16 protein-coding genes are annotated in these 23,318 nt (G+C 42.8%); 9 read left to right on the top strand and 7 right to left on the bottom strand.

The genetic code is table 11. From position 1 onward, the window contains the following. Positions 1-169 precede the first annotated feature (169 nt). Positions 170-754 carry an RNA polymerase sigma factor gene (locus GGD38_RS27750; RefSeq protein WP_375303001.1) on the top strand — a complete coding sequence of 195 codons (585 nt, stop codon included), beginning with the start codon at positions 170-172 and terminating at the stop codon, positions 752-754. A gap of 154 nt (positions 755-908) precedes the next feature. Beyond that, a complete protein-coding gene (locus GGD38_RS27745; protein ID WP_375303002.1) occupies positions 909-1,436 on the top strand; it encodes a hypothetical protein in 528 nt (175 codons plus the stop codon). A gap of 48 nt (positions 1,437-1,484) precedes the next feature. On the opposite strand, the gene GGD38_RS27740 is transcribed toward GGD38_RS27745, so the two are convergent. The 3 genes from GGD38_RS27740 to GGD38_RS27730 all read right to left on the bottom strand — a co-directional run bounded on the left by GGD38_RS27740 (position 1,485) and on the right by GGD38_RS27730 (position 5,752). Then, positions 1,485-2,009, bottom strand: a complete 525-nt coding sequence (locus tag GGD38_RS27740) for a hypothetical protein (protein ID WP_375303003.1) — start codon at positions 2,007-2,009, stop codon at positions 1,485-1,487. 324 nt (positions 2,010-2,333) lie between these two features. Beyond that, positions 2,334-4,619, bottom strand: coding sequence for a Tex family protein (locus tag GGD38_RS27735; RefSeq protein WP_375303004.1), 2,286 nt, complete (start codon positions 4,617-4,619; stop codon positions 2,334-2,336). A 470-nt stretch (positions 4,620-5,089) separates the two neighbouring features. Further along, entirely contained in the window at positions 5,090-5,752 is a 663-nt protein-coding gene (locus GGD38_RS27730) for an alpha/beta fold hydrolase (protein WP_375303005.1), read from the bottom strand. A 113-nt stretch (positions 5,753-5,865) separates the two neighbouring features. On the opposite strand from GGD38_RS27730, the gene GGD38_RS27725 reads away from it, so the two are divergent. The 6 genes from GGD38_RS27725 to GGD38_RS27700 all read left to right on the top strand — a co-directional run bounded on the left by GGD38_RS27725 (position 5,866) and on the right by GGD38_RS27700 (position 14,169). Beyond that, positions 5,866-7,233 (top strand): pyridoxal-phosphate dependent enzyme, encoded by a 1,368-nt coding sequence (locus GGD38_RS27725; protein WP_375303006.1) that lies wholly within the window; start codon positions 5,866-5,868, stop codon positions 7,231-7,233. Between the two features lie 1,272 nt (positions 7,234-8,505). After that, positions 8,506-9,285 (top strand): helical backbone metal receptor, encoded by a 780-nt coding sequence (locus tag GGD38_RS27720; protein WP_375303007.1) that lies wholly within the window; start codon positions 8,506-8,508, stop codon positions 9,283-9,285. Between the two features lie 183 nt (positions 9,286-9,468). After that, complete coding sequence (locus tag GGD38_RS27715; RefSeq protein WP_375303008.1) at positions 9,469-10,560, top strand: hypothetical protein; 1,092 nt, start codon at positions 9,469-9,471, stop codon at positions 10,558-10,560. Between the two features lie 21 nt (positions 10,561-10,581). Next, entirely contained in the window at positions 10,582-11,454 is an 873-nt protein-coding gene (locus tag GGD38_RS27710) for an MBL fold metallo-hydrolase (protein WP_375303009.1), read from the top strand. Positions 11,455-11,676: 222 nt separating this feature from the next. Continuing rightward, a complete protein-coding gene (fbaA, locus tag GGD38_RS27705; protein ID WP_375303010.1) occupies positions 11,677-12,747 on the top strand; it encodes a class II fructose-bisphosphate aldolase in 1,071 nt (356 codons plus the stop codon). Positions 12,748-13,110: 363 nt separating this feature from the next. After that, positions 13,111-14,169: a class I fructose-bisphosphate aldolase gene (locus tag GGD38_RS27700; RefSeq protein WP_375303011.1), complete on the top strand. Its 1,059-nt coding sequence runs from the start codon at positions 13,111-13,113 to the stop codon at positions 14,167-14,169. Positions 14,170-14,333: 164 nt separating this feature from the next. Here the strand turns inward: GGD38_RS27700 and GGD38_RS27695 are convergent, their stop codons facing one another. The 4 genes from GGD38_RS27695 to pafA all read right to left on the bottom strand — a co-directional run bounded on the left by GGD38_RS27695 (position 14,334) and on the right by pafA (position 21,516). Then, positions 14,334-14,843 (bottom strand): hypothetical protein, encoded by a 510-nt coding sequence (locus GGD38_RS27695; RefSeq protein WP_375303012.1) that lies wholly within the window; start codon positions 14,841-14,843, stop codon positions 14,334-14,336. A 426-nt stretch (positions 14,844-15,269) separates the two neighbouring features. Then, positions 15,270-15,779 carry a hypothetical protein gene (locus tag GGD38_RS27690; RefSeq protein WP_375303013.1) on the bottom strand — a complete coding sequence of 170 codons (510 nt, stop codon included), beginning with the start codon at positions 15,777-15,779 and terminating at the stop codon, positions 15,270-15,272. A gap of 970 nt (positions 15,780-16,749) precedes the next feature. Continuing rightward, positions 16,750-19,611 carry a M16 family metallopeptidase gene (locus tag GGD38_RS27685; protein WP_375303014.1) on the bottom strand — a complete coding sequence of 954 codons (2,862 nt, stop codon included), beginning with the start codon at positions 19,609-19,611 and terminating at the stop codon, positions 16,750-16,752. Positions 19,612-19,854: 243 nt separating this feature from the next. Then, positions 19,855-21,516 (bottom strand): alkaline phosphatase PafA, encoded by a 1,662-nt coding sequence (gene pafA / locus GGD38_RS27680; RefSeq protein WP_375303015.1) that lies wholly within the window; start codon positions 21,514-21,516, stop codon positions 19,855-19,857. A 311-nt stretch (positions 21,517-21,827) separates the two neighbouring features. Here pafA and GGD38_RS27675 point away from each other — a divergent pair, with 311 nt between their 5' ends. Next, entirely contained in the window at positions 21,828-23,090 is a 1,263-nt protein-coding gene (locus GGD38_RS27675; protein WP_375303016.1) for an aminotransferase class I/II-fold pyridoxal phosphate-dependent enzyme, read from the top strand. Positions 23,091-23,318: the final 228 nt, after the last annotated feature.

The following is a 23,318-nucleotide window of genomic DNA, read 5'->3' as shown; positions in this document are numbered from 1 at the left end:
GTTCCCGAAACATTTTTTTCATAAATGAACAGGGAAAGTATCGAAACCGTACAGTTCTGAATTATTTACCCTAAATAAACTACTGATAATCAAAGGCCCAATTTTCCGGCACAACTACTGCCCTTTGGCTGTAACCTAAATAATTTTTACATCGTCATACTTCTCAATAATGCAAACCGGACCGGGTGATAATGAAATAATAGACAGAGTGCTGCGCGGCGAACAGGCGCTGTACGCCCATTTGGTAAAACGATACCAGAATTTCGTTTTTACCATTGCCCTGCGCTATACGCCCAACCGCGAAGACGCCGAAGAAATTTCCCAGGACGTATTTGTAAAAGCATACCGTAGCCTGGCCGACTTCCGGGGCGAATCGAAGTTCAGCACCTGGCTGTATACCATTGTTACCACTACCTGTATAACCTTTTTACGCAAAAAGAAAGTGACCATTCACTCGCTCGACAATGAACATATCTTTGAAGCGGCAGATAATCAGAACTCAGCGTTCAAGGCAAACCAGGTAGAGCAGAAATCAAAAGCAAAGGCCATTAATGAAGCCATTAAATTATTGAGTGTTGACGATGCCCGTATTATTACATTATTTTATCAGGCCGAACAAAGCCTCGAAGAAATAGGCAGGATAATTGGCATAGACCCCAATACCGCAAAGGTAAAATTGCATAGAGCAAGGGTTAGGTTAAAGGAGAAGATGGAGAGGTATTATTCGGAAATAGTTGACGAGTTAACAAGTTAACGAGTTGACAAGTTAACAAGTTGACGAGTTAATTCCTTAGCATGGTAGCCCCTCCCCCACCGGGGGAGGGGTTGGGGAGGGGGCCGGGGAGGCCCGAGGCCTAAACAATAAGGGCCAAAGGCCCTGGTCAAAAATTAAACTAAAACACAAAACAATGAGCAAGCAACAGAATATAGAAGAACGTTTGTGGGAGTATATCGATGGCAGATGCAGTGCAGAAGATCGCTTGTTTATTAATGAACTGATTGCTACCAACCAGGAATGGAAAACAAAATATCAGGAACTGCTTGAACTGCAGAACCTGTTGAGCCACGAGCTGCAACTCGATGAACCTTCCATGCGCTTTACCCAAAACATAATGGAAGCCATTAGCAAACATCACATTGCACCCGCCGCCAAATCGTACATCAATAAAAGGATCGTTTGGGGTATTGCCGGTTTCTTTATATGCAGTATTATCGGTTTACTTATTGCGGGTATGGCACAAGTGAATTGGTCGGCAGCAACAACAAGCTCCACACAAATTGATCTCAGTAAACTCAATAATGTAAACTTCAGCGGGTTCTTCAATACTACCTATACTACTATATTTATGATGATAAATGTAGTGTTGGGATTGGTTGTACTCGATATGTATCTTAATCGTAAAAAACAGGCATATAGGAATAAAGAGGCAAGTTGATGAGTTAACTAGTTGAAGAGTTAACTAGTTGAAGAGTTGACTTGTCAACTAACTTTGTTGCTCTTCCAGAAATGAATTCTCAAATTCAGAAACTTCTACCGGGTTTCTTTCTATCCATCTTAAGGCCAGTATGGGTATGAGTGGAATTAAATTAATGAATACAAATTGTTCTTGTGTTTCGCCAAACCGTAAACCGAAATTCGCAGTCAGCATTTCAAACTTTATTCTGAAGAACATCTCGCTATCGAACCCAACGGCAAGGTAAGGGCCATAATAAAACGCAAAGGCAAAGCCTTTTACCGATATCTGCAACATTTGAAAGCAAAAATTCAGCTTCGACAAGGTAAAGAACCGCAGCGTATATCCTTTTATGAAATAGATTATAGATGCAATAAAACCTGTAAGTGTAATACCTATCAGCGGTATCAGCACCAACACTATGCCTGCATTTAACTCCGGAATGTTAAGGTACATAAGCAGGAAAATAACCAGGGAGCCTATCAGTTGGTAAATGGCAATACCAAGGCCCCATCCTTTTCTGTGTTTTAGAACGAATTGTTTGAATTTCTTCATAAAAGAACCGGTTTAAAGGGTTGCTTTAATGTACGATTAAAAGTTCACAAGTTAACATGTTGACAAGGAAATACAGGGCGTAGCGAAGCCAGAAGTCACAAATAGAAAGCAAATGCATTTAATAGCGAATTCCGAATAAAAGCCCACTAGTCACTAACCATTTACCACTAGCCTAAAAAAAGATCCCACCCCGAGAACCGGCGTGGGATCTTCTATTCAAAAACATTGTTGTTTTCTGTATTACCTCTATCAACTCTATAAACTCTATCAACTTTTCAACTCCTTGTTAACTCGTTCCCGATTGCATCGGGATTAACCAGTCAACTAATCATTAAACTTCTTCTTCAACTCAGCCAACTTAGCCTGGAACGGATTCAGCGGCTCCTGCTTTTTCGGCTGGCCTTTAGCGCCACCGCCAGAACCTTGTTTGCGATCGCCACCACCGCTGCTGCGTTTTTCACCACCACCACCACCTTTGGCCTGGTCTTTCATGGTAAGCGAGATCCTTTTACGGGGCACATCAACCTCAGAAACAGTAACCATTACCTTCTGCTGCAGTTTCACTACCTCGTTGGGATCACTCACATACGTATTGCTCAATTGAGAAATATGCACAAGTCCATCCTGTTTAACGCCAATATCAACAAACACCCCAAAGTTGGTAATGTTGGTAACGATGCCCGGTACCGTCATACCTGGTTTTACATCTTCAATAGCTTTAATGGTATCATCGAAGCGGAACTCCTCGATCTGTGCACGAGGGTCACGACCAGGTTTTTCCAACTCTTTTAAGATATCATCGATAGTGTATTCACCAATGTTTTCAGTGATGTATTGTTTTTTGTTGATCTTCTTGCGCAGCTCGCCTTTTTTGATCAGGTCTTCCAGTGAAGCCTGCAGGTCTTTTGCCATGGCTTCAACCACGTGATAACTTTCAGGGTGAACCGATGAGTTATCTAATGGGTTTTCAGCACCAGGAATGCGTAAGAAACCAGCACACTGTTCAAATGATTTGGGCCCCATCATTGGCACCTTCTTCAACTCTTCGCGGGTTTTGAAAGGACCGTTCTTAGCGCGGTATTCAACAATATTTTTAGCGAGTGTATTACTTAAACCTGATACGTATACCAACAGGTGTTTTGAAGCCGTGTTCACATCAACCCCTACGAAGTTCACCGCACTCTCTACTACCCTGTCCAATGCTTCTTTTAGACGGGTTTGGTTTACATCGTGCTGATACTGGCCAACGCCAATTGATTTAGGATCGATCTTAACCAGTTCGCTTAGCGGATCGAGCAAACGGCGACCAATGCTCACAGCGCCACGTACGGTAACATCCTGATCGGGGAATTCTTCACGGGCAACTTCTGAAGCTGAATAAATAGAAGCGCCGCTTTCATTTACCTGAAATACGCTTACCTGTTTGCCAAAGTCGATGCTGCGTACCAGTTGCTCGGTTTCGCGACCGGCAGTACCATTACCAATACCAATAGCATCGATATCATATTTATCAACCAGGAATTTCAATTCAGCCACACTCTTCTGCCATTCGTTTTGTGGCGGGTGTGGGTAAATGGCAGTATTGAATACCAGGTTGCCCTGTGCATCTAAACAAACCAGTTTACAACCGGTACGAAAACCGGGGTCAAGCGCCAGTACTTTTTTTGAACCTAATGGCGAAGCCAGTAATAACTGACGCAGGTTCTCTGCGAATACGTTAATAGCTTCTTCATCGGCTTTATTCTTGCTCGCCAGGCGAAACTCATTTTCAATAGAAGGTTTCAGCAGGCGGTCGAACGAATCGTCAATCGCCTTTTTCACTTCATTGGCTAATGGCGTATTGCTTTTTACAAACGTTCTGTTGAGGTCATCAACAGCAGTTTGTTTGTCGATATTGATATCCATAACCAGGTAGCCTTCTTTTTCGGCACGGCGTATTGCCAAAATGCGGTGAGAAGGGCTATCGGCCAGATTTTCATTGAATTCAAAATAGTCGCGGTACTTCTGTGCTTCTTCTTCTTCTTTTTTGCTGGAGAGAACTTTTGAGCTCAGCTTGGCTGTTTCGGTAAACTCCTGGCGCACCTTATTACGCGCCTGCTCGTTTTCACTCACCCACTCGGCAATGATATCGCGGGCGCCCTGCATGGCTTCCTTTACATCTTTTACCTGTTCGTTTATGAATTGGGCAACTACTTCGTCGAGATTTACATCACCCTGTTCAAAAATAAGTTTCGCCAATGGCTCCAGTCCTTTTTCAATGGCCTGGGTGGCTCTGGTTTTGCGTTTGGGTTTGTAGGGAAGATAAATATCTTCCAGTTCGGTAGCATCGTAACAGTTCTCAATACGATCTTTTAATTCGGGCGTTAATTTGCCCAAACCTTCAATTGTTTTAACAACCGTTTCTTTGCGTTTATCCAGTTCAGAAAAATAAGCGATCTGCTCAACCACGTTGGTTATACCCACCTCATCCATATTGCCGGTCGCTTCCTTACGGTAGCGGGCCATAAATGGAATGGTTGCTCCTTCGCTTTGCAAGTCATGAATATTCGTGACCTGCTTAATGCTGAATGATAATTTTTCAGCGATCTTCTGAATGTACTTTACTTCCATCTATTAGAATTTGCAGTTTTTTTAATATCGGTTCAAACCTGCTCCCCTTTAAAGGGGTCGCAAATGTAATGCATCGAAACAAACAAAAAACTTGTTTTTACCAACAACATTTTTTTCTAAAAAACGTACCAAATTTTTAGCAGGCGAAGTCAAAATTAAAACTTATATGGTTTGAACCCGGCTTTGTTTATAAGTAAAAAAATTCGTAATTTTCATCATCTTCTTTCTCCCTTAAATGGCGTATTTTAAACGCCACCTCTTTCCACCACTTTATAGCGACATTACAGCGACATTATAGCGATGTTATAGCGACCTTATAGCGATATACCTCCCCGATGCCTCCTCATTACCTCCTCGATGCCTCCTCAATACGTCCTCATTGCCACCTCGGCCGTAGAGGTTCAATATAGGTACCAAAGAGGTGCCAATGAGGTTGCAAAGAGAACCTTCAATAATAGTTACAGCATGTATTATATCTGAGCAAGCGCTCCTTCGGTAAGCGCTTTTGCCAGAAATTCATTAACAGCTTGCGGATTTGTCATTACCAGCATGTGCCCGTGTTTGGGAATCGTAAGTGTAGGTTTTGTAAATTTTATAGGTAATATTTCATCCCTGGTGCCATGAATATGCCATATGTGTTGCGGAATGGTATCATTTTCCCAGTTCAAAATGGCGTCAATGCTCCAGCGAATTAAACCGGCATCGCTTTCATTGATTATTTCCCACAATAATTTTTTATCGGCATTGCTTTCCCTTGTGAAGAACCGTTTGGTAGCAGCGGAAGATTTTAATAATGATACCGGCACAAATTTATGTAAGCCCATTTTGCCAGCCATTCTAAAATAACCGGGTAATTGTTTGGCCACCGGCACACTTGAGATAAGAATAGTTACAACAGGTTTGTATTGTTTGGCAATTTCCGTAGCCAGCATACCGCCGAACGATAAGCCAACCAGGGCAAATGGTTCATCGCGGTTTATTGCATCGGCCAGACGTAATGCATATGAAGCAAGGGTGTCATCTTTTTGCGGTGTTATCCAGTCGAGATGTACGGCTTCGCAACCAGGTGGCAACGATATATATTTAAATACCCGTTTGTCGGCTGCCAGCCCACTAATAAAATACACTTTCATAATAGGGTCCCCTATGCAAATTTACTTCCCATATTATGGGTTTGAAGTTAAAAAATCATCAAAGTATCGGCCTGCTCAAAAAACGTACCTTTGGGGCCAACAAACTACATGAAATGGATATTAAAAATAATATTCTCGAAACGATTGGAAATACGCCACTTATCAAGCTCAACAAAATCACCAAACACCTTGCGGCAACCGTTGTTGCCAAAGTAGATTATTTTAATCCGGGCAACTCTATTAAAGACCGCATGGCCATTAAAATGATAGAGGTTGCTGAAAAAGAAGGAAAACTAAAACCCGGCGGCACCATCATTGAATGCACCAGTGGTAATACCGGTATGGGCCTTGCCCTGGCAGCCTGCGTTAAAGGGTACAAATGCATCTTTACTACCACCGACAAACAATCAAAAGAAAAGGTTGATATCTTAAAAGCAGTTGGTGCCGAAGTTATTGTTTGCCCTACAAATGTTGAACCCGAAGACCCGCGCAGCTATTATTCGGTAGCCCGCCGCCTGGCAAAAGAGATCCCTAATTCATTCCATTGCAATCAATACGATAACCTGGCCAACCGGTTGGCGCATTATGAAACCACCGGCCCCGAAATATGGAAACAAACCGATGGCAAAATAACCCACCTGGTTTGTACAGCAGGTACGGGCGGAACAGTAACCGGTACTGCCATGTACCTGAAAGAAAAGAACCCCAATATTAAAATATGGGCCATTGACGTATATGGTTCGCTGCTCACCAAATATTTTCGTACGGGCGAAGTAGATATGAATGAAGTACACCCCTATATTTCTGAAGGTTTTGGGGAAGACTTTGTACCCGAAAATTACGACATGAGCGTCATTGACCATTTTGAACAGGTTACCGATAAAGATGGCGCCATTATGGCCCGCCGCCTGGCAAAAGATGAAGGCATTTTTTGTGGTTACAGCGCCGGCAGTTGTATACAGGGTCTTATGCAGGTTGCGGCCACGCAACCGTTGAAAAAAGACGACCTGGTAGTTTGCATTTTCCACGACCATGGAAGCCGCTACGTAGCCAAAATATACAATGATCAATGGATGATGGAACGTGGGTTTATGGATGCCAAAACCTGCAAAGATATCATCAACGGCCGCACCGGTAAGCAAAAGCTGGTTACTATTGAGCCTACCCGCACTGTAAGTGACGCGGTTGAGCTTATGCGCAAATACGACATCGAGCACATTCCCGTGATCAATGGAAGCGGACCTGTTGGCGCTATAAGTGAAAGCGGTTTGTTTCAAAAAATATTCAGCAACCCCGATATCAAGAACGCGGCAATAGAATCGGTAATGGAACCCGCCTTCCCTATAGTTGATATAAACACGCCTATTGAAAAACTGCGTACGCTTATAAATAAAGACAATGGAGCGGTGCTTAGTAAGGATGAGTTAGGTAATTACCATATTGTTACCAAGTATGATGTGATACAGGCACTAGGGAACTAATGTGCTAATGCGATAATTTGCTAATGTGATAATTGAAATGCAATAAAAATCCACGGCAAAGCCGTGGATTTTACATTAGCTTATTAGCACATTATCACATTAGCTAATTAACAAACAAAGCGCCCTGGATTAACAGAGCGCTTTTGTGAAATCTTGTTCAGGTACTTTGGACGGTTTTACTAAGGACTGGTTTGCTGACTGAGATTTCCGGTTTATCACGATATTGGATGCGGGGTACGGATCAAAAAAACTTTTATTTCTACGGTAATTAGGGTTTAGGGGCTCTTCTACTGTTTCAGGACTTAAGGTTGTTCGTAATTGTTCGGTATTGTACTTGTTAAAGGGTACGTCAACAGCGTTTTGATACAGCAAAGATGCATCGGTTTTTGCCGCGGTTGAACTTTATTCGACCAATGGCTATCCTTGCCCGTTTAATGTGTATAATTTCCGGATTAAGCCATACATAATGGCTGAAACCCTTACTGGATGTGGGTTTCAAGCATATACTTTTATAAAATATTTGATCAGGATCAATGCAAATAAAATTGTATATTTTACATTTTCGTAATACTACTCTACCAAAAAAGCAATACTACGCATATAAGTAGGTGATAGCTACTATTATTGCAGTAAATACTGAACGATTTAAATCGAGAGTTTCTGCTCTTGTTAACATTTTATTCTGTATTACCTTTGTTAAAGAAGTTGATCGGTTTACTGATCACTCTTCCGGGAAAACCAACAGCGTTCAATATCCAATAGAAAATCAAGGAAAGTCCAATATCATTCATAAAATCCACTATCCAGATCCAATATCCGTGACAAACGAATATCCTTGAAAGACCAAGTATATCCTTTGATAAAACCAATTATTAAAATCCAACGTCCGACCAAGACCGAGGTAGTTCCAATTCCTGTGTGTTAAAAACCGTCTGCTTAACTCCAATAACCCCTCCTGCTAAAACCGTAAAAATCTTTTAGCAGGAGGAGCAGCGGTCCTCCACAATAAACACGCCTTTCTTCTTTCTACTTTCGCCACTTTTCATTTACACCTTTTTTTACAAGAAAACGCCAAAAGCGAAAAGGCTAAAGCTTAAAGCCCATGGCAGCTTTTGACCTCTGTTGTATTTGCTTTAGGCTTTCAGCTTTCGGCTTTAAGCCTGCATTTTAAGCAGCACATAATCTCATTAACAAATTAGCTTATTAGTTTCCCCTACCTTCGCCCAATATTCCATTATCACATTATCACATCATCGAATTATCACATTAGCCATGCCAGTTTACACCGATCAGTTGGGCCGATGGGTTACTGTGCCAGCCTCACCACGCAGCATTGTTTCGCTGGTACCTTCAATAACTGAACTGCTGTATACACTACAACTCGATAATGAGGTAACCGGCATTACCAAATTCTGTGTTCATCCTGAAAGCTGGTTCAGGCAAAAAACAAGAGTGGGTGGCACTAAGAACATTAAGATAGAAGCTATTCACGCACTTCAACCCGATCTTATAATTGCCAATAAAGAAGAAAATGTAAAGGAACAGGTTGAAGAGTTGGCCAAACATTACCCGGTATGGATGACTGATGTAAATGGCCTGGAAGATGCATTAGAGATGATTGAACAAATTGGAAGGATTACCAACAGGCTTAACAACGCCCTGCACCTGCTTAGCCAAATAAACACTGCATTTGCCTCACTAAAACCCATGGCCACAAAACAAAAGGCCGGTTATTTAATTTGGCGCAATCCTTATATGACCATCGGCAACGATACTTTTATTCATGATATGCTTTTACGCTGCGGGTTAACAAACAGTTTTGCCAATAGCACCCGCTACCCCACCATCGATACCTGGCAACTAAAACAATGCGACCTGCTTTTACTTTCATCGGAGCCATTTCCCTTTCAACAAAAACACATTAATGAACTGCAACCACATTTGCCGAACACTAAAATAGTGCTGGTTGACGGTGAAATGTTCAGCTGGTATGGCAGCCGGCTGCTAAATGCCCCTGCTTACTTCAATACTTTATTGCAAAGCATAGCTTAAATTTGTAAGCTATTAATTTTAAGAAGCGTAAGCATTAAAATTGCGACCAAACGTTTCTTAGGAGCCGTTGCAGGTTACCGGGTACAGGTTGCAAGGAAATGCCCTGAAACTTGTAACCTGCAACCTGTAACAGTGTAATATTTCAGCAAATTTGCTATTTACCATTTACTACCCTTCAACAATATGAATTCTAGCATAGACCACAACGAGCCAATTAAACCATCGCGCAAAAAGCCCATGTTCCCGGTGCATGACCGCCTGCGTGGGTACCTGAAAAATCATGGCCGCGAAGTAAAATTGCCCGTATCGTATAACGATCTGCTGCGAATTACTTATTCATTCCCCCTAAAAGATAAAAACGGGAACGATACCTACTGGGAAACCGTGATGTATGATATGCGCGATTGGGAATTTATCAGGGACGGACTGGTTCAGATGTACGCCATCTTAAAAACAGAAGGCGACCTTACTTTTACCAGTCACCTCGATGTAGCGCGAATAGATTATTGCAGTTTTGGTAATTCGAACCCATTTCGTATTCGCATTGTAAACAAGTACAACGACAACTACGATCACTATTATATAAAGATCGCCGATGCCTCGCGTATTTATGGTTTGGAACTGGAACACATTCTGTCGCCCAACCGTATTACCTACCTTACCAATCAGAACACACTGGTAGAAGAACATATACCTGGTATCCCCGGCGACCTGTTCATTACCAATCACCTTAACGACCCGCATACTAATAAGATCAGGCTGGCCAAGGAGTTTGTGAAATTCAATGAGCGTTGTTTTGTGCGGTTACTGGGCGATATGCGTTCGTACAATTTTGTGGTAGATATTACCCCTGATATTGAGGATTATCAATATCGCATTCGCGCCATCGACTTCGATCAGCAATCATATGAAGGGCGAAAGAATTTGTACTTCCCGCAATTCTTTAAAGAGAATTATGCGTATGTAGACCTGTGCTCGAAACTGCTGAATAAAGAAAGTATACATCAGTATCAAACCGAAGAACGCACTATGATGGCCTTTCGTGTAGCCTCATCGCGTTTCAGGCTGATGGAACTGTTAAACATAATGGCAAAGGACCAGATATCGGTTCCCGCCAAGTTACATCAGTTGCGTGCCGAGCTGGGCGATTATTTTCACAACCAACAATTTTATAAATGCAATTCAATGGGTCAGCTGGTTAAACGCCAGTTGAAGCAAACCCTGCAAAAGAATTTAAAACTGATCCAGAAGAACCTGGGCAAGTTTGAAGATTAGACAACCAAGAGATTCCCGATCATGCAACTTACAATTACCGGTTACTCAACCGCCCTGTTTTCAACCTGGTATTTTATTGATGAGTTTAGAATATTATTCGATGCCGGCGATGGCGTAAGCGCCCATCTGCTACAAAAAAGCCGACGGATAGAACATGTGTTCATCTCTCATGCCGACCGCGATCACCTTGGCGGCCTGTTTCAATTCAATCAACTGAATGCCCGGCCGGGTTATCCTGTTATTTACTATCCAAAAGACGCCGGTTCTTTTCCAGCAATAAAAGACTTTACCGAAAAATTCGACCCACATGTAGCAAGTGCAGTGTGGAATGCCATTACACCAGAAAGCAATTTGCGCATAAAGGAAGACCTCATTATAAAGGCCATCGCCAATGGCCATGTAATAAACAAACCAGGCGTTAAAAGTCTTAGTTATAAGGTCATTCAATCGAAACTGAAATTAAAACCCGAATTAACGACCCTGCCCGGCGAAGAGATCAAACGTATAATTGAAGAACAGGGCAAGGCCAATACACATATAGAGATCCAAAATACTTTATTGGGCTACTCGGGCGACACGCCCGTAGAGGACCTTACCCGCTGGGAAAATACAAAAGTGCTGATACATGAAGCTACTTTTATGCATGAGGACGATAACCAGATATTTGCCCATGGCAATAAACACAGCTACCTCGAAGAAGTGCTGGAAATGGTAAGCCGGTCGAAGGTGGAGCAACTGATCCTGGGGCATTTTTCGGCACGGTATTCTGCCGACCAGATCGACCGCCGTATTCGCGAGCTCTGTAACCGGTACGCCGTTAATATTCCCGTGTACAGGGTTTTGCCGGGCGAGGCGACCAATGATATTTTGAAAGCCCGGCCCGTTAATCATTAAATTATATTTAATCATAAGGCGAGCATCCCTGAGAAAGGGCCTCGCCTTTCACCCATTAAATCAATGGGTTACGATTACCTGACGCGTGTCATGTAACAAATACGCCAACTATCATTGCTAAATTGACTATCTTCGCCGCTTATTAAAAAAAGAGATAATTCATTAAATATTTTCCAACGCTTTTGAAATCATTTTAACTAACAACACGCTTTAACACTGAAAATGATGAAAAAATACAAACCAGGAGTACTCTTTGGTGAAGAATTGGAAGCCTTGTATAAGGATGCTAAAGAAAACCAGTTCGCTTTGCCAGCTGTTAACACAATTGGCACTAATACGATCAACGCTACCCTTGAGACAGCCGCAAAAGTAAACTCTCCCGTTATCATTCAATTCTCTAACGGTGGTGCACAGTTCATTGCAGGTAAAGGAATGCCTAACGATCAGTTACAGGGCAATATTTCAGGCGCTATTTCAGGTGCGCTGCATATACATAACGTAGCTAAATATTACGGTGTTCCGGTGGTGCTGCACACTGACCATGCCGCTAAAAAATGGCTACCATGGATCAGTGGTTTAATTGATGCCGGCGAACAATATTTCAAAGAGAAAAAACAACCTTTGTTCAGCTCTCACATGCTCGACCTGAGCGAGGAGCCATTAGAAGAGAACATACATACATCTGTTGAGTTCTTCAAACGTATGCAGCCCCTGGGCATGGGTATTGAAATTGAGCTGGGCGTAACCGGCGGTGAAGAAGATGGCGTTGACAACAGCGGCGTAGAGAACGATAAATTATATACACAGCCTCAACACGTGGCTTATGCATACGAGCAGTTAGGTAAAGTTGGTCGCCTGTTCACAGTAGCGGCTGCTTTTGGTAATGTGCATGGTGTTTATAGCCCGGGTAATGTTGAACTGCGTCCTGAGATCCTGAAAAACAGCCAGGACCATATTAAAAAAGAATTCAAAACCGGCGAGAAGCCCGTATACTTTGTATTCCATGGTGGCAGCGGTTCGCCTCAACACCAAATTCGCGAAGCCATTAGCTATGGCGCTATCAAAATGAATATCGATACCGATCTGCAATGGGCATTTTGGGAAGGTGTTCTGGGCTATTACAAAAAGAGCGAAGGTTATTTGCAAGATCAGCTGGGTAACCCTGAAGGACCAGATAAACCAAACAAAAAATATTACGATCCGCGCGTATGGTTACGCAAAGGCGAAGAAACATTTATTAAACGTTTAGAAATTGCGTTCAATGATTTGAATTGCATCAACAGAAACGCTTAATAATTAGAATTTAGTTTCATAAACCTTTATTGGGTTAAATTATTATGATATCAGCCCCGACGTTACCGTCGGGGCTTCGTTGTATAGGATATTTGTACAGCATATCTTTGCCCGCGCCAACCTGCGGCTGGCGCGGAAATTTCAAATTCCAAAATCCAAGAACCAAATAAAACCGCCTGCCGGCGGAAATTCCAAAATCCAAGCACCAAGAACCAAATGATCCCAATACACAATCGGGGCTTTGCATTGAGTTTTGGCATTTGTGATTTCTTTCTTTGGAACTTGTGATTTGAGATTTGTGATTTTTCCTGGAATATGAATTGCATTCACGATTGACTATTCATGTTAAATTAAAACATAAGTATGCCGTCAAAAAAAATTATCGATCTTCTAGGTGACAAAGCCTCTTATCTTTTAGATCACAAGAGTACCGCTATCGACAAATCAACAATCACGCTTCCCTCTCCCAACCACATTGAAGAAATATGGTTGAACAGCAACAGGAACAACCAGGTATTACGGAGCCTGCAGGCATTACTGGGTAATGGGCGTTTGGCCAATACCGGTTTCTGTAGCATCTTCCCGGTTGACCAGGGTATTGAGCACAGCGGCGGTTCGGCATTCTCACCCAACCCTATTTACTTCGATCCTGAGAACATTATTAAGCTGGCTATTGAAGGTGGTTGTAATGCCGTAGCCAGTACATATGGCGTGCTGGGTATTATGAGCCGTAAATATGCACATCGCATTCCATTTGTTGTAAAGATCAACCATAACGAATTTTTAAGCCTGCCCAACAAATACGATCAAACCATGTTCGGTACTGTTAAAAGTGCCTGGAACATGGGAGCTGTAGCTGTTGGTGCTACTATTTATTGGGGTAGTAACGAAAGTGCCCGCCAATTGAAAGAAGTGGCCGAAGCGTTTGAACTGGCGCATGAGCTGGGCATGGCAACTATTTTATGGTGTTATACCCGTAACAATGGTTTTAAAGTAGATGGTGTAGACTATCATACTGCGGCAGACTTTACAGGGCAGGCCAACCACCTGGGCGTTACGCTGCAGGCCGACATCATTAAACAAAAATTGCCTACCAATAATGGCGGTTACCTGGCAACCAAACATGGTAAAACAAGTAACCTGGTATATGACAAACTCACAACTGATCACCCTATTGACCTGTGCCGTTACCAGGTACTGAATTGCTATAGTGGCCGTGTTGGTTTAATAAACAGTGGTGGCGAAAGTAAAGGCGCCAGCGATTTGGCCGATTCAGTATACACTGCTGTTATCAATAAAAGAGCCGGTGGTATGGGATTGATCCTTGGCCGTAAGGCATTCCAACGTCCGTTCAAAGAGGGTGTGGAGTTGTTGCAGGCTACACAGGATGTTTATCTGGATAAGGATATTACTGTTGCTTAGGAATACGAAGTAAGAAGTAGGAAATAAGAAGTAAGAAGCTAATAAAAATGCGAGCTCACTACAAATGGTGTGCTCGCATTATTTTATGAGGTTGAATTTAGTTATGAGTCTGAGGTATATTACTCTTCTTACTTCCTACTTCTTACCTCCTACTTCATTTCAGATTACCAACGATCATGTCCACGTCCATGACCACGGCCATGCCCATGATGCCCATGTCCTTCACCCCGTCCGTAATAACCACCACCCCGTGGGCCACGCTCGTAATATCCGCCATGGCCGCCGCCATTGTAATCACGTATGCAGGTTTGGTGGCCTCTGTAGTCCCTGTAACGGGCATAAGTTACCCGATGCTCTCTGTAGTGCATATAAGGCCTTGGGCCTTCGCAAACCACTTTATAACCACCATACAGATCGTACCCACGGTAGCGTGCTGGAAGCGAGGCTGAGAACACCCATTCCGGACCACTCAGGTAAACGAATTGTTGGCGAGGCACATAATAGTAACATTCAATATCAGGCAGGTAATAGTAATCTACTGACGCATAACCGGCCGGTCCCCAGTTGGGTTGTGCACCGATATTTACACTAACACTTACCTGTGCTTTTGAGGAGTAAGCTGAAGCTGTTGTTAAGATGGCAAGAATTGGCAGAATCTGTAGAACCCGTTTCATAAATCATCGATTTTAGTTACTGTTGAGAAACCAAATTACATACCCGGTTTAATAGTAAATGTGGACAACTGATCAATTAACAAACTTTTGCATAAGAACTGTGTTTCAGCTGGTTATCTGTTAATAGCAAGATAAAAATGAGTGGGGGGTTATTGATTTAAGAGTTTGTTAGGAAGTTGACGGGTTAACAAGTTGACGAGTTGACAAGGGCTTCTGTGCGGCAGACGGAATAATAGTTGAAAGGTTGATAGAGGTAATAGAGTTGATAAAGGAAATACAGGCTGCCGCGCTTTGAAGTTAATAGTTGATCCTGCGCCTCTCCAAATTTATTGCCAATCGCCGATCGAACGCTAATCTCGAATTTGGGTGTTTGCCGTTTCACGTTTCACGTTTGCCGACTCACGAACTGAACAACTGAATAACTTACTAACCCTTCTTATTTCCCTTCCCCTTATTGCCACTATTACCTTTACCACCTTTATTACCTTTCTCAGCTTTGTAGTGCCCCTTTGCATTTCCCGGATGCCCTTTCACAACAAAGTATTTAGGGTCTTTACTGTCGCGGATGACAACCTGTTTTCCTTTGGCACCTTTGTAGGTGGCGTATTTTACTTTATGTTCATTAAAATGAAGGTAGGGTTTGGGTTCATTGATCACTACCTTATAACCGGAATAGAGATCGTATCCCCGATACCGCGCCGGCAAATTTCTTACAAAGACCCAGTTATTGCCATTAAGGTAAACAAACTGATGCGATGGCACATAATAATACATCTGCAGATCGGGCAGATAATAATATTCCACTACATCGTAACCGGAAGGTCCCCATAAAGGTTGTGATCCTATATTGACGCTTACATTCACCTGCGCCCTGGCACCAACTATTGATAAAAGAAGAAATGAAGCTATTAACCAAATACCTTTAAACCGTTTCATACCATATGTTTTAAGAGTTCAATGGTATTTAATCAAAATGTATGCCTTTGTAAGTTCTTAGTTTTCAGTTTATAGTTCTTAGTTATTTCATTTCGGAGCTCGCAATAAATGGTTTACATCGCAATAGTTCAGGTTTCAGGTTACAAGGGCGCGGCGTAACGCAAAGCCCAAAGTGCATCTACCCTTAGCAATTGTTTTATGTTGAACATTATAACCCTGCAGAACAAACGCAACACTATTTTTATTCGGTTGTTCAACTACGTAACTAATACACTTTCATACCCCTTTAGGGGGCCGGGGGTAAAAAAAAGACAGCCAGCCATGCGGCCGACTGTCGTGATCTAGCAACCCCTAAACCAGCGAAATCATTAAACGGATGATTTTTCAGAGCAACTTAACGATGCTATGTATGAACAAAGCTTCACCCGCTACTAATTAAAGCCGGTACTAAAGACACCTCTCACCTCCGGGATATCTTTACAATAATTTTCAATTATTTATATCACATGCAATGCATTACGCTTGCAAGTCGTACAGTTCTAACAATGTATTTTTCCTTTACAATAGTATTCATGAAGGGCCTAGCTTGCATAATATCCAAGCTTTCAAATCCAGAGTGCAATCACAATAATAGGGAGGAGTTCTGCTATATCCGTTTGTTCCTGCAAGTTAGTGTTTAGGATATAATAAACAAATTTTTTTAGGGGAAAATAATAATAAAACGTGTGAGCAAAAATTCACGTGAACTGCTTGCAGCATCAGCATTTGCGCGAATTCACCAGGTGCATTTTTAAGCACTATTACGGGCTCGCTCAAGGGCATTGCATTTCAATAAAATACACATAAAACGCAGAACGCTCAACGCTAAATATAGCAGGCAGAATGTGTTATCTAACATTAATAGTCTTTATAGCAAAGCCCCCCGATGCATCGGAGGGCTTTGGCTTATTGTATTATAGTCGTTTAGCTGCTAAAAACCTTTCTTTGGCTCTTCAGCTGTTCCGCTTTTACTGTTCTCTGGCATTTGTATAGCCCAAAACTCATTTCCATCGAGCACCAGTTTGGCAGCATCCTGTACATCCTTTGGCGTTAGTTTGTTTACATACTTTTCATAATGAACAAACCGGTCGGGATCGCCGCCCTGTAGCTTGTATTGCAATAACTTCTCAACCCAAACGCCGTTCTCTTTCATGTTTAGCTTGTGTTGTTCAAGCCATTGTTTCTTTACTTTATTTATATACGATGTATCGGGCCCTTTTGCCACCATACCACTCATCTCGTTCTTTATTGCTTTTAACAGGGTATCAACTTTTTGCGGACCGCAAGGCAATTGTACTACAAAGCTGTAATTGTTGTAAGGGTACTTTTCCAATTCGGCATACGTGCCGCCACCATAAATACCCTGTATCTTTTCGCGCAGCTCTTCAATGATACGAATATTCAGCACTTCACTCAATGCATGCGTTTTCAGTTCTATATCTTCATTATAGGGCGTTTCGCCGGTATAAAAGGCCAAAATAAGGCTTTGCTCCTCTTTCCCCTTATTTACGTTAAGCGTTCTTTTACCATCTACAGGACGCACTTTATTATCGGTAAAACTGAACTTTTTACCGGTAGCAGGTAAACTGGCAATGTATTTTTCAATCAGCGGTTTTATTTCTGCCTCTTTAAAACTACCGGCAAACACAAAGTGCATGCCGCTAACATCGCCGAACCGTTCGTTGCGAATTTCCAACACCCGTTTGTAATTGATCTTTTCAAAATAAGTGCTGTTAGGCACAGCTACCGGCGCCAGTGGGTTGTTGTTAAACATTACCTTATATAACGTATCAACAAACGAAGCCCGGGGATTGGCGCTTATTTTAGCAAACTGCGAAATATTCTTTTGTACAAACCCGTTAAACAAAGCAGTGTCGCCCCGTGGCGCTGTACATTGCAGGTAAGTTAACTGAAACAGGCTTTTAAGGTCTTTCACACTGCTGCTGCCCCTGAAGCCTTCAGAGATAGCTGTAAACACAGGATCAACACTTACCGTTTTACCAGCCAGCGCCTTACCAAGATCGGTAGGCGAAAACTGTCCAACCCCCATAGATACCGTGGCCGGCACCATGTACTCGGCGTTGAACTTATCGGCCAACGCATAATTGTTTTTACCACCGGGGCGGGTAGCGCCCATCAGTATCTGGTCGCTTTTAAAATCGGTGGGTTTCAACGTTACAGTAACCCCATTGCTTAATTCATAATCAGTTGTACCCAGTAAAACATTCTTTGTGATCTTAACTACTTTTCCCGCTGTTGGTTCTTTGCTAAGCAGCGTTGACGCAACGGCCTTTTCTTCATAAGGTTTAATATCGGCCTTTGCTTTTGCATCGATGATCGCCAGTAACTCGCTTTCAGCAGGCAGCTTATCAGTTTCTTTTTGTTCGGGCCCACTCATGTACACAAACAGGTTCTGTTGTCCCTGTATCTGTTTTGAGACCGCATTCACCTCATCGAGCTTTATAGCGGGCAGCATGAGCTTTACGTATTCAAACTCCTTCTCTATACCTGGTATTGGTTCGTTTACCAAAAAGTGGTTCATATATTCTTCTACCAGATCGGCCGACTCTGTTTTAGTGCGGTTATTATAGGTTCGTTCATATTGCGCCAGGGTGCTCTTTTTGGCACGTTCCAGCTCGGCAGCAGTAAACCCAAACCGTTTCACCCGTTCAATTTCTTCGGCCAGCACATTTGTGGCCCGCTGCACATCGCCGGTGCCAGCCGCTGCCATGGCATTAAACGATTGATAGCCGCGGGCATATGAATCAAAATCGGCCCCTGCATACAAAAATGGTGGGTTCTCTTTTTGCGAAAGCTCCTGCAGGCGTTCATTCAGCATCGATACAAACATTTGCTCAATCAGGTCTTTGCGGTAATCGCCAACCGTTACAGCAGCCTCTTTTTTAGTGGCAGGGTAATTTATTGCCACGCGATAATTGGTTGCTTCTTTATCGGTAACAACCATAGCCTGTGAAGAAGTGTAAGGTGGCACATCGGCATATTCTCTCTTACGCCCGGTTCCAGGGTTGGTAAGCCCGGTAAAATGTTTCTTTACCATGGCTTCGGCCTTTAACGGATCAATATCGCCTACAACGATCACAGCCATCAGATCAGGCCGGTACCATTCTTTATAAAAACGACGGATGTTATCAATCGGAAAATTCTTAATAATACTGTCAATGCCTATAGGTAACCGTTTGGCATATTTTGAACCCTCGAATAAGTGGGGATAGATCTTTCTAAAGATGCGATCATTGGCGCCTTTGCCCATACGGCTTTCTTCCAAAATGATGGCGCGTTCGCCATTGATGTCATCATCGAGATAGGTTACATTATGTGCCCAGTCTTCCAGTATCTGAAAGCCTTTCTCCAGGTTACCAGGTTTATCGGTTGGTATGGGTAGAATATATACCGTTTCATCAAAACTGGTATAGGCATTCAGGTCGTTCCCAAACCCAACGCCAATGTTCTGTAAAAAGCTAACGATCTCATTCTTTTTATAATGCGTTGTACCGTTGAAGGCCATATGTTCGGCCATATGGGCCAGCCCCTGCTGGTCGTCATCTTCCTGAATAGAACCTGCGTTCAGCACCAGCCGCAATTCCACTTTTTGCTCTGGCTTTTTATTCTGGCGAATGTAATAGGTAAGCCCGTTTGGCAATTTCCCGATCTTCACTTTGGCATCGACGGGTAATTTGCCTTCGGTATTTAACTGTGCAGCAGCATGCTGTAAAACAAATATGCCCATCAGCAGCAATAGCCACCGGGTATGAGCATGCAAAGAGTACATCATGTTAGGTATTTTTTGGTTTACAAATGTATTGGGGAAGGGCTTATGTAGAACGGCCGTTAGTAAAAAAGTTGCAGTTACCAGTTACAGGGTCCCGGTTGCCGGGCCTGCCATTACAAAACGCTGTGTATGTTCAGCACTCTGCAAATCCTGTATTCCCGGAAACTGGTAGCCGGCAACAGGTAACAAAAAGGGCGAGCCCCTTTGGAAGGAGACCCGCCCTATATACTTGAAACTTATTACCTACTATTTAGCAACCTCTTCAATCACCTTCCCTACACAACCGCTAGGCATTTGAACATGCAGCATGGCGGCCAGGGTGGCGGCAATATCGGTCATGTAAGTTTCACGATTTGTTTTACCAACAGGCACCTTCCAGCCATAAAACAATAATGGGATATGCGAATCGTAGGGGTTCCAGGCGCTGTGGGTAGTACCTGTAGCGCTACCTTCCATATAACCCGATTTCAGCATTACTTCAATATCGCCACTCAGTTGTTGATTATATCCATTGGCTACCATATCGCGCTGTTTGGCGGTTAGGGGTACTTCCATCAATTCATTTAAAGGGAATACCTGTCCTACCTCCGGTTGACGGCGCAGGTACTGTACAATAGTTTTTGTAACTGCTTCTTCATCGAGCTTCAGTGAATCGATCAACGGATGGTTGAGGTACAATTGATGATTATAGTTTCCTGTGATCAATTTGCCATTGCCATACTTTTCGCCCAGGATCTTAGACAGGTCTTGCAGCCAGCGGCCGGCAGGCGCTATTCCACCGGGCAATTTGTGCTCTTTACTAAAGCCGGGTACATGTGCTACGGCATGGTCGGCCGATAAGAATACCATCCATTGTCCTTTACCAACTTTGGCATCGAGGAAGGCGAAGAATCCACCGATCTCTTTATCGAGACGCAGGTAATCGTCTTCCTGCTCAATAGAGTTAGGTCCCCATGCATGACCGATATAATCGGGCGAAGAAAAACTGATGGTGAGCATATCAGTGATATTATCTGCCCCCAGTTGCTCATTGGTTACGGCAGCCTTTGCCATTTCAACCGTCATGGTATTACCATATGGTGTACTGCAAATTGCACCGTAATTGGTACCGGCAAATTTTTTAAGATCATAAGGGAAAGCCTTTTGCTCGGCTCCCAGGGGTTTACCTTCATAAGGCTTATCGTCTTCTGTACTTTGCACATAGGTGTTAATGGGATATAAAGTATTCCAACCCAGGCCATAATATTTGTCAACTAACTTTTGATTGTTGAAGTCCTGTACCCATTTGGGCAATTCCTTCATGTAGTAGGTAGAAGTGATCCAGTTACCATTGCGTGAATCGTACCAGTATGCGGCATTGGCTGAGTGACCGGCAGGCAAAATACCACCTCTGTCTTTAACGGCAATACCAATTACTTTACTTCTGAAGTTGGTAGCCAGGTTCAGTTCATCACCAATGGTGGTTACTTTCATATTAAAAGGGCTCATAGAACCGGGGGCACCGGCAGCGGCGCCAACAGTTGCTACAGTTGAATCTTCGGTACAGTAAACATTTTTTTGTTTTATAGGATCGTACCAGCCATTACCTACAATGCCATGAATAGCAGGAACGCTACCTGTATAAATACAGGTATGGCCACAGGCAGTGATGGTGGGCACGTATGGAATGAGGGTGTTTTCGCAACTAAAGCCCTGATTCAGGAAACGTTTAAATCCACCATCGGCAGCATAACGATCATAAAAGCGATACAGGTAATCCCAACGCATTTGATCTATTACAATACCAACCACTAATTTGGGGCGGCTAACGGTTGTGGGAGCAGGCGGTGTGCTGGCCTTGGTTTTGGTTTGAGCGGGTGCTGTAAAACAAAACACCAGAAAACAAATCGTTGCTAATAGAAGGCGCATTAAAAAAAGTTTTGGCAAAGATAACCGGCTACCGAACCCGCTACATTAAAATTTCATAAAATAACGTACACAAACGTTTGCTTAATAGTTTGATTGTTAATTTGTTTGAAGTGCCGGTTTTTGCAAACATTTAGAGCCTCCGTTTCAATATTAGCAGCCATTTTCCGTTAAACGTGGCAACCCCGCCCGAACACTTTTGTTCAGTGGGGCGGGCATTTAACCATCCAACGCAAGGTTATGAAACCGTTAAAAACGCTACCTTTGCGCCATTCGCCCAAAACAGTAATAACCCTATTAATAAAATCCATATTATGGCAGATATTTTTGAAAGATTACTAAAGAATCAAGGTCCAATTGGTCAACATCGTGAAAGAGCGCATGGTTATTTTGCATTTCCTAAATTGGAAGGCGAAATAGGAAGCAGAATGAAGTTCAGAGGAAAGGACATGATCGTTTGGAGTTTGAACAATTATCTAGGGTTAGCCAACCATCCTGAAGTACGTAAAGCCGACACAGACGGAGCCGCACAATACGGTTTGGCATTGCCCATGGGCGCTCGTATGATGAGTGGAAACTCAAATAACCATGAGTTGCTGGAAAAAAAGCTGGCTGCTTTTGTATCAAAAGAAGATTCTATATTATTGAATTTTGGCTACCAGGGTATGGTTAGCCTTATTGATGTGTTGTGCAGCCGCCACGACATTATCGTATATGATGCTGAAAGTCACGCTTGTATTATAGATGGCGTTCGTTTACATCCCGGTCACCGGTATGTTTTCAAACACAACGACCTCGAAGACCTTGAAAAGCAGTTACAAAGAGCAACTGCACTGATCGAAAAACAAAAAGCCGGTGGTATTTTGGTTATTACCGAAGGGGTGTTTGGCATGGCTGGCGATCAGGGTAAACTGAAAGAAATAGCTGCGCTTAAAAAGAAATACGAATTCCGTTTGCTGGTTGATGATGCACATGGTTTTGGCACATTAGGTAAAACAGGTGCCGGCGCCGGCGAAGAACAAGGTGTTCAGGACGAGATTGATGTGTATTTCTCTACTTTCGCTAAATCAATGGCTTCTATTGGCGCGTTTATAGCAGGCCCCAAAGCCATCATCGATTATATTCGTTACAACATCCGCAGCCAGATCTTCGCTAAAAGCTTACCTATGCCATTGGTTATTGGTAACCTGAAGCGTCTTGAACTGCTGATGAGCCGTCCTGAATTAAAAGCTAAATTATGGGATGTGGCTACCAAATTGCAAAAAGGCCTTAAGGAAAGAGGTTTCGACATTGGTAAAACCGATTCAGTAGTTACCCCAATTTATATGAAAGGTGGCGTTGAAGAAGCCACAGCCATGGTGATGGACCTGCGTGAGAACTACGGCATCTTCTGCTCAATAGTAGTTTACCCGGTAATTCCAAAAGGACACATTATTTACCGTTTAATACCTACAGCTGTTCATACTGACGAGGATATTCAGGCAACCCTCACTGCCTTTTCTGAGACCAAGCAAAAACTGGATGCAGGCGCTTACAAAGTATCTGCAATTCCTGATATGGCTGAGGTACAGGCTTAATTATAAAATAATATCAATCAAGATATTGACTCACAACATCCCGTCCGGGGTTAAACCCTCGGACGGGATTTTTTTTTGATAAAAAATGCCCAAACAGGCGATCCCTGAAATAACAAATTTTGTCGATAAGCGTTATTACCTATTAGAGCTCAATAGTTTCGCATAGGAATTTGACGTAGAAAAAACACTATAGCATGAACTGAATTTTATTCCGGTACTCTAATATCA

It is taken from the genome of Niastella sp. OAS944 (genome assembly GCA_024809215.1).
Lineage (GTDB): Bacteria > Bacteroidota > Bacteroidia > Chitinophagales > Chitinophagaceae > Niastella.
Note: the sequence above shows the minus strand (reverse complement) of the source record. Positions and strands in the feature narration are given on the sequence as shown.

Excerpts from the sequence above, each read along its gene's own strand:
- GGD38_RS27735 (WP_375303004.1), bottom strand. The coding sequence starts at position 4,619 with ATGGAAGTAAAGTACATTCAGAAGATCGCTGAAAAATTATCATTCAGC.
- GGD38_RS27710 (WP_375303009.1), top strand. The coding sequence starts at position 10,582 with ATGCAACTTACAATTACCGGTTACTCAACCGCCCTGTTTTCAACCTGG.
- GGD38_RS27715 (WP_375303008.1), top strand. The coding sequence starts at position 9,469 with ATGAATTCTAGCATAGACCACAACGAGCCAATTAAACCATCGCGCAAA.
- GGD38_RS27690 (WP_375303013.1), bottom strand. The coding sequence starts at position 15,779 with ATGAAACGGTTTAAAGGTATTTGGTTAATAGCTTCATTTCTTCTTTTA.
- GGD38_RS27675 (WP_375303016.1), top strand. The coding sequence starts at position 21,828 with ATGGCAGATATTTTTGAAAGATTACTAAAGAATCAAGGTCCAATTGGT.
- GGD38_RS27730 (WP_375303005.1), bottom strand. The coding sequence starts at position 5,752 with ATGAAAGTGTATTTTATTAGTGGGCTGGCAGCCGACAAACGGGTATTT.
- GGD38_RS27725 (WP_375303006.1), top strand. The coding sequence starts at position 5,866 with ATGGATATTAAAAATAATATTCTCGAAACGATTGGAAATACGCCACTT.
- GGD38_RS27695 (WP_375303012.1), bottom strand. The coding sequence starts at position 14,843 with ATGAAACGGGTTCTACAGATTCTGCCAATTCTTGCCATCTTAACAACA.
- GGD38_RS27750 (WP_375303001.1), top strand. The coding sequence starts at position 170 with ATGCAAACCGGACCGGGTGATAATGAAATAATAGACAGAGTGCTGCGC.
- GGD38_RS27745 (WP_375303002.1), top strand. The coding sequence starts at position 909 with ATGAGCAAGCAACAGAATATAGAAGAACGTTTGTGGGAGTATATCGAT.
- GGD38_RS27720 (WP_375303007.1), top strand. The coding sequence starts at position 8,506 with ATGCCAGTTTACACCGATCAGTTGGGCCGATGGGTTACTGTGCCAGCC.
- GGD38_RS27700 (WP_375303011.1), top strand. The coding sequence starts at position 13,111 with ATGCCGTCAAAAAAAATTATCGATCTTCTAGGTGACAAAGCCTCTTAT.
- GGD38_RS27685 (WP_375303014.1), bottom strand. The coding sequence starts at position 19,611 with ATGATGTACTCTTTGCATGCTCATACCCGGTGGCTATTGCTGCTGATG.
- fbaA (WP_375303010.1), top strand. The coding sequence starts at position 11,677 with ATGATGAAAAAATACAAACCAGGAGTACTCTTTGGTGAAGAATTGGAA.
- pafA (WP_375303015.1), bottom strand. The coding sequence starts at position 21,516 with ATGCGCCTTCTATTAGCAACGATTTGTTTTCTGGTGTTTTGTTTTACA.
- GGD38_RS27740 (WP_375303003.1), bottom strand. The coding sequence starts at position 2,009 with ATGAAGAAATTCAAACAATTCGTTCTAAAACACAGAAAAGGATGGGGC.